Annotated in this window: 7 protein-coding genes; 5 read left to right on the plus strand and 2 right to left on the minus strand. The window is 73.5% G+C overall.

What is annotated here, in order from left to right:
* Nucleotides 1–191: 191 nt before the first annotated feature.
* On the minus strand, nt 192–1,187 hold the full coding sequence (locus tag SMA5143A_RS33070) for a UDP-glucuronic acid decarboxylase family protein (RefSeq protein ID WP_107466541.1): 996 nt from the start codon (nt 1,185–1,187) through the stop codon (nt 192–194).
* 106 nt (nt 1,188–1,293) lie between these two features.
* Here SMA5143A_RS33070 and SMA5143A_RS33075 point away from each other — a divergent pair, with 106 nt between their 5' ends.
* Nucleotides 1,294–2,610, plus strand: coding sequence for a sugar efflux transporter (locus tag SMA5143A_RS33075; RefSeq protein ID WP_258193874.1), 1,317 nt, complete (start codon nt 1,294–1,296; stop codon nt 2,608–2,610).
* Between the two features lie 60 nt (nt 2,611–2,670).
* Here SMA5143A_RS33075 and SMA5143A_RS33080 read toward each other — a convergent pair whose 3' ends face one another.
* Nucleotides 2,671–3,531: a glycosyltransferase family 2 protein gene (locus SMA5143A_RS33080; RefSeq protein ID WP_107466546.1), complete on the minus strand. Its 861-nt coding sequence runs from the start codon at nt 3,529–3,531 to the stop codon at nt 2,671–2,673.
* Between the two features lie 118 nt (nt 3,532–3,649).
* Here SMA5143A_RS33080 and SMA5143A_RS33085 point away from each other — a divergent pair, with 118 nt between their 5' ends.
* The 4 genes from SMA5143A_RS33085 to SMA5143A_RS33100 all read left to right on the plus strand — a co-directional run bounded on the left by SMA5143A_RS33085 (nt 3,650) and on the right by SMA5143A_RS33100 (nt 9,837).
* On the plus strand, nt 3,650–4,813 hold the full coding sequence (locus tag SMA5143A_RS33085) for a glycosyltransferase family 2 protein (protein ID WP_181362119.1): 1,164 nt from the start codon (nt 3,650–3,652) through the stop codon (nt 4,811–4,813).
* A 370-nt stretch (nt 4,814–5,183) separates the two neighbouring features.
* A complete protein-coding gene (locus SMA5143A_RS33090) occupies nt 5,184–6,458 on the plus strand; it encodes an MFS transporter (RefSeq protein WP_181362120.1) in 1,275 nt (424 codons plus the stop codon).
* Nucleotides 6,459–6,583: 125 nt separating this feature from the next.
* Nucleotides 6,584–9,040, plus strand: a complete 2,457-nt coding sequence (locus tag SMA5143A_RS33095) for an AMP-binding protein (RefSeq protein WP_107466544.1) — start codon at nt 6,584–6,586, stop codon at nt 9,038–9,040.
* On the plus strand, nt 9,037–9,837 hold the full coding sequence (locus SMA5143A_RS33100; RefSeq protein ID WP_258193873.1) for a thioesterase II family protein: 801 nt from the start codon (nt 9,037–9,039) through the stop codon (nt 9,835–9,837). The genes SMA5143A_RS33095 and SMA5143A_RS33100 overlap by 4 nt, the downstream gene beginning before the upstream one ends.
* The last annotated feature ends 27 nt before the right edge of the window (nt 9,838–9,864 follow it).

Genomic DNA, 9,864 nt, shown 5'->3' on the forward strand with positions numbered 1-9,864 from the left:
GGCAGACGACGCTACTTTCGCAACGCGCCCTAGTGCTCGCCCCCCGGTCCGGCCCGGCCCGCCGAGGTGCTCGGCGACGACATCGCGCAGGTCGTCACCGAGCACCTCGGCGGCACCCCGGCCGGGCACGCCCGGCGGTGGCTGGTGCCGTGCCGGGCGTCGCGAGCCGGCGAACCGGTCCGGTCACGGTACTAGCCGACGACCGGGAGGTCGGCGGACCGTGCGCCGACCTCCGCGAGGGGCTCCGTGGCGGGGTCACCGGAGCGCGTGGCGAACCAGTCGATCGTGTGCCGCAGCCCCTCCGCCAGGTCGACGACGGGACGCCAGCCAAGGGTGCGGACGGCCCGATCGATGGCGGGGCGGCGGCGCGGCGGGTCGTCCTGCGGCAGCTCCCGGTAGTGGACCGGCGCCTCGACCCCCGTCATCCGCCGTACGAGACCGGCGAGTTCGGTGACGGTGAACTCCGCCGGGTTGCCCAGGTTGACCGGCCCCGGCTCGTCGGAGTCGAGCATGGCGACGAGGCCGCGGGCCAGGTCGTCGACGTAGCAGAAGCTGCGCGTCTGCTCGCCGCTGCCGTAGACGGTGATCGCGTCGCCGCCGAGCGCCTGGGTGATGAAGTTGCTGACGACCCTGCCGTCGTCCTCCCGCATGCGCGGGCCGTACGTGTTGAAGATCCGCACGATCCCGGTGTCGACGCCGAGCGCCGTGCGGTGAGCGGTGGTGAGGGCCTCCGCGAACCGTTTGCTCTCGTCGTACACACTGCGCGGCCCGACCGGGTTGACGTGCCCCCAGTAGTCCTCGGTCTGCGGGTGCACCTCCGGGCTGCCGTAGACCTCGCTGGTGGAGGCGAGCAGGAAGCGCGCGCCGTGCCGTCGGGCGAGCGCGAGCGCGTGCTCGGTGCCGCGGCTGCCGGCCGCCAGGGTCTGCAGCGGGCGCCGCAGATAGTCCGGCGGCGAGGCCGGGCTGGCCAGATGGGCCACGGCATCGACGGGGCCCGGGACGTCGAGCCCCCGGGTGACGTCGCACTGGATGAATCGGAAGGCCGGATTCCGTCGCGCCTGCCGGAGGTTCTCCAGGCGCCCCATGGACAGGTCGTCGACACAGACGACGGCGTCGCCCCGTCTCAGCAGCGCGTCGCACAGGTGGGATCCGAGGAAGCCGGCACCGCCGGTGATGAGGACTCGCATGACCCTCCTCGCATTGTCAAATACTTGCCACCACTGTTGCCTACTGTGTACAGGGTTGGCAATATCAAGTGCCCGAGTTTTGCCGGACGGAGGAGCACCGGTGAGCATGTCTCCCGAGGAACACGGCACACGACCCTCCACGGAGGCCGTCCGAGGCCGCGCCCGCGCGCTGTACGGCGGGGCGGTGGGACTGGCCAGGGACGGCGCCCTCACCGGACTGGTCGCGAACACGGCGCTGATCGGGGTGTCCGGCGCCATGATGAGCACCTCGGGCAGCCTCTTCCTCTCCGACGAGATCGGCGTCGGCCCCCTGCTGATCGGGCTGTTCTTCCTGGGCAGGGGGATCCTCGGCGTCCTCTCGGGCCTGGTGTTCGGCGCCCTGTCCGACCGGATCGGCAACCGGCGTCTGCTGCTCACCGTCTGCACCCTGCTGTCCGCCGTGGGCACCTTCGCCTACGTCGTCGTCCGCGACTACTCCCTGCTGTTCCTCCTCGGCGCGGTCTTCTTCGCGCTCGGCAGCGCCTGCTTCCCGCAACTGCTCGCCTACACCCGCGAGTTCGCCGAGACCCGGGCACTGGACGCCACGTTCTTCAACTCCCTGCTGCGGGCCCTCACCTCGCTGGCTTGGGTCGTCGGACCCCCGATCGGGTTCCTGCTGATCGACAGACAGGGCTTCGGCGTGCTGTACCTGGTGGTCACGGGCATGTACGTCCTGGCGGCCGGCCTGTGTCTGTGGCTGCTGCCGAACCATCCGCCGCCCGCGCCCGCCGCTCAGGGTGCGGCGAAGGGCAGGGCCTTCTCCGGCGTCGGGCGGTCCTCGTGGATCCTGCTCGTCGCCACGATGCTGCTGCTGACGGTCAACAGCGTCTACCAGATCGACATCGCGCTGTTCGTGACGAAGCACCTCGCGTACGACGCCGGATTCACGGGCCTCCTGCTCGGACTGGCCTCCGCGATCGAGATCCCGGTGATGATGTATCTGGGCGCCCGGGCCGACCGCATCGGCAAGTGGCGGCTGGTGACGTACGCGGCCGGGTGCGCGACCGTGTTCTTCGCGGTCCTGCCGATGGCCGAGTCCAGGGTCGCGCTGCTCGCGCTCCAGGCGCTCAACGCCTTCTTCATGGCGGTGGTGCTGAGCATCCCCGTGACCATCCTCCAGGAGTCCATGCCCGACCGCGTGGGGGCCGCCTCCTCACTGTTCACCGGCGCGTTCCAGGTCGGGGTGATGCTGGGCGGCGCCACCGCCGGCGCGGTCATCGGCTGGGTCGGCTACGGCCGGGTGTTCTGGGTGTGCGCGCTCCTCGCGGGCCTCGCGACGGTGCTGTTGCTGGTCGGCAGTGGCCCCGAGCCCGTCCCGCCCGACGGCCCCGCCCGCGACGGCACTCCCGACGACGCCGCCCCAGACAGCCCCGTACGCGCCTGAGCCGCGCGGCCCGGAGGGTCCGGGGGTCGCGCGGCTCAGGGCCCCGGCACCGAGGGCGCTCTACTCCGCCGCCACGGCCTGCCGGCCGCGGGTGATGCGGTTGGAGACGCCGCCGAGGTAGTAGCGGACGGTGGGCTGCCCGGTCGACACGATCGGGACGCCGTTGTCCTGGAGCGTCCGCAGCAGTTTGTCGTCGGGTGCGGTGTTGGCCAGGTGCTCGGCCTCGGTGAACGTCTCCGGGATCGGCAGCCGCAGCAGCAGTTCCCGGCGCACCAGCCACACGCTCTGGTCCACCAGCGCCACCGGGTCCTCCGCCCGGATCACGCTGCTGGTGCGGAACGCGTCCCCGGGGCGCCGCGGATCGGCGCGGTCCAAAAGGACGTTGGTGCCGGGGACACGGACCCCCTTGTCGCACATCACCCGATGGATCCGCGCCGCCTCCACCGGGTCGTCGACGGTGTGCCACGCCTCCTCCAGATACGGGGCGCCGTCGGCGTACCACATCGTCCGGCCGGAGTGGGCGACCTGCACGCCGTGCTCCCGGGCGCACTCCAGCAGGCTGCGGAGATGGTGGGGCTCGTACTCGTTGTCGTCGTCCAGGAAGGCGATCCAGTCCGCCGAGGAGATCCGCGCCCCCGTGTTGAACAGACGGGACAGGCGCGGATAGACCCGCCGCTTGTCACCCGGCGGCTCGTTCCGCTCGGCCGGCGGGCGCGGCTCCTCGTGCACGGTCACCCGCAGTCCCGGGCGGATCGGGGCGGCGGTGGCCGCCGCCACCGTCTCCGGGTCCTGTTCGTCGATGACGACGACATGCTCGATGAGGCCGTCGAAGTCCTGTGCGTGGACGGAGGCCATGGCCCGCCGAAGCAGTCGCGGACGCCCTCGCGTCACCGTCACGACCCCGATCGTGTCCTTGTGCATACGGTTCTCCCTTCGCTACGCCCTGATGCCGTCGGCTCCGATCCAACCAAGCATTGCCAATTCAGGCAAGAGTCTGGCAATGTATTGCCAACTTGCTCTGGGTTCAAGGAGGCGTGCGATGGGCGGTCCCAAGATCAGCGTCGTGATCCCGTACAAGCAGCGACTGCGCAATTTCCGGATCGCGCTCGCCGCGCTCGCCGAACAGACGCTGCCGGGCTCCGAGTTCGAGGTCGTCGTCGGTGCCCTGGAGTACTCGCCGGAGTACCTCGCGGCCTGTCGGGAGTACGCGGACCGGCTGACCATCGTCTCCGTGCTGGTCGATGAGGAGTGGAACCTCTGCCGCTCGCGGAACCTGGCGCTGCGCCAGGTGTCCGGGGAGGTCGTGGTGTTCCTCGACGCGGATCTGGCGCTGCCCCCGCGCTGCCTCGAATCCCTCTACGACCGGTACTACGCCGACGGGCAGGACGTCTGCGTGGTGGGGCAGATCGTGGGTCTCGACGGCCGGTCGGACCGTCCCGCCGAGACGTCCGACCTCCGCGAGCACCGGGAGTACCGTTCCCTGCTGGCGGACCTGGAGGCGTCGCCCGGTGCCCGGCTGGACAAGCGGTGGCGGTTCGATCCGTTCGTCCTGCCGTGGACCCTGGTGTGGGGCGCGTTCATCGTCGTGCCCGCGGAGACGATCCGGCGCCACGGCCTGTTCTTCGACGAGGACTTCCGGGGCTGGGGCGGCGAGGACCAGGAGTGGGGGTACCGGGTGCACGCGGCGGGCGTGCCGATCGTGCGCGGCGAGGACGTGTACGGGCTGCATCTGCCGCACGCCCGGGACGTGTCGTCCAACTTCCGTGAGTTCGACGTCAACATGGACCACTTCCTGGCGAAGTGGCCGGCCCTGGACGTGGAGCTGTACCGGGCCTTCGACATGTGGGGCGCCAACCGGTCGTACGAGGAGGTCCGCCGCGAGGTGGCGGCCGCCGCGCACGACCCGGACGCGACGCTCGGCGTGGCACGCGGCACCGTCGACGGCAAGGACACCCTCGTCGTCGGCGCCCCGGTCGACGGGCGGCGCCGGATCACCGACCCGGAGGTGCGCGCGCTGTTCGACGACGGGAGTCCGGTGAGCGTGCTGCCGCTGGTGGGCCTCGCGCTGCCCTTCCCCGGCGGTGACGTCGAGGAGTGCCGGGTGCTGCCGTCCGTGCTGGGCCTGAGCGAACGCTACCGGGAGGCGGTGCTGCGCGAGGCGAAGCGGGTCGCCCGGCACGTGGTGGCGCCCGAGGCGCCCTGAGACCCCGGCCCCTCCGGTACTCACGCGTGCAGCCGACCGCACTCCGGCCCCTCGGTCGGCAGCTCCGCCCACGGTCGGCCGCACTCCCGCCCATCGGTCGGTCCCCCGCCCACAGTCGGCCCGTAGGCCGGTGTCCCTCGTGGACACCGGCCGATTCGTCGTGATGCGGCACCCGGGCCGGAGCGGGTGCTGCGGCCTCACCCCACGGAAGTCGGACCAGGTCCCGTGGGCGGCGGTACGCGGAATTGCCATTCCGTTCCTCCTGTGCGCCGATCCTCCTTCCAAGGTTGCCTTTCGTGTGCCAACATTGGCAACATGTTGCCTCGCGGTGCCACACCCCTGGCCCGCAGCGCACTCGGAAGGGAGCCCCATGACTGGCAGCGCACTGGACGAGGTGCGGGAGGAGGCCTCGGACGACGGGCGGACCGTCCCGACAGGACGGCTGCGTACGGCACTCGCGGCCGAGACACTCGTGGGCAGCCTCGGCCTGTACAGCGTCATCCCCGTCCTCGGCCCGCTGCTCGCGGCCAGGTCACCCGGCTCCGGCACCGCGATCGTCGGGATCGGCCTGTTCTGCTACACCGCGTCGGCGGGCCTGTCCGCCACGCTCGTGGCCCGGCGGCTGCGCAGGATCGCCTACGCGCCGGGCATGGTCGGGTCCGTCCTGCTGTCGGCCCTCGCGTTCGGTCTGCTGCCCTTCGCGGGGGCGGACTGGGCCCTGTGCGGGCTGCTCGTCCTGGCCGGGTTCGGGGTGAGCGCCCACTTCCTGTACTCACGGGTGCTCATCGCCGAGGTCATTCGCGACGACATCGGCCGCAACCGGGTCTTCTCCCTGCTGCAGATCGCGGTCAACGGCGCCGCGGCGCTCGGCCCGTTCCTCGCGAACGCCCTCTACTCACCGTCGGAACCGCACAAGCTGATGGGCGTGGTCGCGCTGTGCTACGCGGCGGCCGCGGTCGTCATGCTGCCCGGTCTGCCGCGCGGTGTCAGGCCGCCGGAGACGTCCGGCCGGTGGCCGGTGGGCCGGAAGGTGCTGCGGCAGGTCGTCACCACGCCCGCGATCCGGCGCACCGTGGTGGTCAGCGTCCTCGGCACCTTCGTGTACGCGCAGTTCTACTCGGCGTTCGCCTTCTACGTCGCCGAGCGGTTCGACTCCGCCGCGCTGCGGTCCTTCCTCCTCGCCGGCCCCGCCTTCTGGATCGTGCTCCTCCAGGCCGGTGTCACCGCGGTGATCAGCCGGCTGATGCGGGGCGGGACGACCCCCTTCGCGGTGCTCGGCGGCGCCAACCTGCTCTTCGCCGGGTCGATGCTGACGCTCGGTTCGGGACTGGAACCGGCGGTGGGCGCGATCCTCGCGGTCCTCGTGTTCTCGGTGGCCGAGATGGCGTTCGGGCCCATGGTGAGCACCGCGTACGCCGGACTGCCCATCGGCTCCACCCTGGAGGCGTTCAACCTGCGCCAGGTGTGCTGGTCCTTCGGCGAGGCCCTCGGCGCGCTGTCGGGCGGCGCCCTGTTCGTCGCGCTCCACGACCAGGGCCGTGGCTGGCTCTACTGGCAGTCCCTCGGCGCCGTCACGTTGGCCGTCACCTGCCTGCTCGTGTTCCTGTCCCGGCGCACCGCGCCGCGAACCCCGGCATGCCGTTGACCTAGGCCGGTCGCGCCCGGTCGCCACCGCCCCCACCCCCGCCCCGTGCCGCCGGTCCCCCACCCCGTGCCGCACGCCCCCGCCCCTCCCCCACACCGGATACGACGCTCAGCAGAGGAGTTCCGATGACGACCTCGCTCCAGACCGACGTGCTCGCCGACCGGCCGGCGCCCACGACCTCCGCGCCGCGACCCGACGAGACGAGAGCGCTGGGCACCGGTACCCCTCTGCCGCACGACGGTCGGACCCCGGTGCACGAACTGGTGGCGGGCTTCGCCCGGATCACCCCCACCGCCCCCGCGGTCAGCGGGCGCGACGGCACCATCGACTACCGGGCCCTCGACGCCTGGGCCCGGCGCATCGCCGCCCGGCTCGCCGAGTCGGGCGTGGGCCGGGGCAGCCGGGTCGCCGTCCTGGTGGAGCCGTCGACCGCGATGGTGGCCGCCGTCCTGGGCGTCCTCAAGGCGGAGGCGGCGTACGTACCCGTGGACCTGGCCCACCCCGACCGGCGCATCGCCGGCGTCCTCACCGACGCCCGGGTCGGCGCGGCCGTGGTCACCGGGTCCGCGGCCGGCCGCCTCGGCGGGCTCGGCCTGCCGCTGGTGCGGGTCGAGGACACGGCCGGGCCCACCGGGGAGCGCGACACCGCACGCACCTCCGGGGCGGGCGAGGACGCCGAGGACGGCGACGAGGAGCCGGCCACCGGGGCCGCGCCCTCGGATACCGCCGGGGCCACGCCTGCGGATGCCACCGCGCCGGTCTGCGCGGAGGCCACCGCGCCGGTCTGCGCGGAGGCCACCGCGTCCGGCGGCGCGTCTGACGTCGGGGGAGCCCCCGATCCAGCCGTGGAGACCGCCCACGAGTACGCCGTCGACACCGCCCACGCCTACGCCGTGGCGGGCGCCGCCGACGGACCGGCGGCCCGGGGCGAAGCCGGACGGGCCGCCGCTGCCGCCGCTGCCGTCGGCGCCACCGGCCGACCGGACGCCACGGTCGTCACCGGAGTCACCGGAGTCACCGGCGACGACCCCGCCTACCTCATCTACACCTCCGGCAGCACCGGCGAACCGAAGGGAGTCGAGGTCGGGCACCGGCAGTTGGCGGCGTCGACGCTGGCGCGGCGCATGGTCTATCCGGGCCGGCCGGTCTTCCTGCTCGTCTCACCGCTCGCCTTCGACTCGTCCGTCGCCGGGCTGTGGGGCACCCTCACCGCCGGAGGACACCTGGTGGTGGCCGCGCCCGACGAGGTCCGCGATCCCGAGCGGCTGATGGACCTCGTCGAACGGCACGGCGTGACCGGCCTGTTGTGCGTGCCCTCCCTGTACGCCGTCCTGCTCGACGCCGCCGAGCGGGCGGGCATGGAACGGCTGCGCTCCCTGGAGACGGTGACCACGGCGGGCGAGCCGCTCCCCGCCGACCTGATGCGACGTCACTTCGCGCTGCACGCCCGCACGGTGGCTCTGGTCAACGAGTACGGGCCCACCGAGGCGACGGTCTGGGCGAGCTACCGCCGGTACGACGCGCCGGGGCCGGTGACCGTCGGGGGCCCTGCCCCCGGCGTACGGCTGTACGTCCTCGGCGAGGGGCTGCGGCCCGTACCGCGCGGTACCGAGGGCGAGTTGTTCATCGGGGGCGCCGGGGTGGCCCACGGCTACTTCGGGCGTCCCGAGGCCACCGCGAGGGCTTTCCTCGACGACCCCTTCGCGGGGGTGCCCGGCGCGCGCATGTACCGCACGGGTGATCTCGTCCGGTGGACCGAGGAGGGCACCCTCGACTTCCTGGGGCGCCGCGACCACCAGGTCAAGATCCGCGGCCATCGCATCGAACTCGGCGCGGTGGAAGCCGCGTTGTGCGAGCTGCCCGGAGTGCGCGAGGCCGTCGTCGTGCCCGACACCCGGGGCACCGCACTCACCGGGTTCGTGCTCGCGCCCGCGCGGCCCGACGCACGGAACCTGCGGGAGCAGGTGGCCGGTTCGCTGCCCGCCCCGATGGTGCCCGCCCGTATCGAGGTGCTCGACTCCTTCCCCCGCACCGTCAACGGCAAGGCCGACCGGGCGCTGCTGCGCACACGCGCGGAGGAGCCGTACCGCGCAGCCGAGGCGGCGGCGACCGAGCAGCGCGCCGCGAAGGGCCGGCCCGCCCCTGACGACGGACCGACCGCGGGGACACCGAGCTGTGGCGCGGGCGTGGCGGTGCCCGCCGACGGCCGGGCAGCGGGGGCACCCGACGGCGGTACGCCCCCGCGTGCGCCAGGCGGCGGTGATCCGTCGGCCGGGGTCGCGGCGGCCTGGGCGGAGGTCCTGAAGGTGACGGACGTGCCCGCCGACGTCAACTTCTTCGACCTGGGCGGTCATTCGCTGGCGATGTTCCAGCTCCAGGACGCCCTGGAGCGGCACACCGGCACACGCCCCCCGATCGTCGCCCTCTTCCGCCACACCACGGTCTCCGCGCAGGTCGCCCTGATCCGCGACGGCGGGGCCGACGCCGGCGACGCGGAGGCCGACGCCCGGCGCTCCGCGGCCCGCCGCGCCCGCGCCCTGCGTGCCCGCCGCCACCGCGCCCAAGAGGAGCCGACGAAGTGACCCCCGCCCCCACCGCCCGCCCCGCCGCCCGCCCCGCCGACCGCCCCGCCGACCGTCCAGCCCCGGGCCCGCCGCGCTCGGCCCGAACCCTGTGGCTGCACTGCCCCGTCCCGCTCCCCGACCCCGCCCGGCGGCTGATCTGCTTCCCGCACGCCGGGGGTTCGGCCGCGTTCTTCCGGGACTGGGGGACGCGCCTGGCCGGCGTCGAGGTGCACTCCGTGCGCTATCCGGGGCGGGCCGAGCGCATCGGCGAGCCGTCGGCCCTGGATCTGCGGCTCCTCGCGCACGCCGTCGCGGACGCGGTGGAACCGCTGGCCGACCGGCCCCTCGTGCTGTTCGGGCACAGCATGGGCGCCGCCGTCGCCCTGGAGACGGCCCGCTGTCTGGAGCGGCGCGGCGTCCAGCCGGCGCACCTGGTGGCGTCCGGCTCCCGCGACGCGCCCTACCCGGGCCCCGAGGAGAGCGCCGGGGACGAGGACGAGGACGACGCCGCCGTGGTCGCCCGGCTGCTCGAACTCGGCGGCACCGACCCGGACCTCGCGTCGGACCCGGAGTTCCAGCAGCTCGTCGTGCCGTATGTGCGCGACGACGGCCGGATGTTCCACGCCTACACCCCGCACCCCGACGACCCGCCGCTGCGCTGCCCGGTCACGACCGTCGTCGGGGACGCCGACGACGACGCCGACCGCCGCCCCTGGAGCGAGCTGACCGCCGGCGGCCACCGCGAACACCTCGTGGAGGGCGACCACTTCTACCTCGTACCCCGACCGCCGTTCGCGTTGCTCCAGAGCCTGTGAGCACCGACCGCACCACCCCCGACCCCC

The organism is Streptomyces sp. MA5143a (assembly GCF_900290235.1).
Lineage (GTDB): Bacteria > Actinomycetota > Actinomycetes > Streptomycetales > Streptomycetaceae > Streptomyces.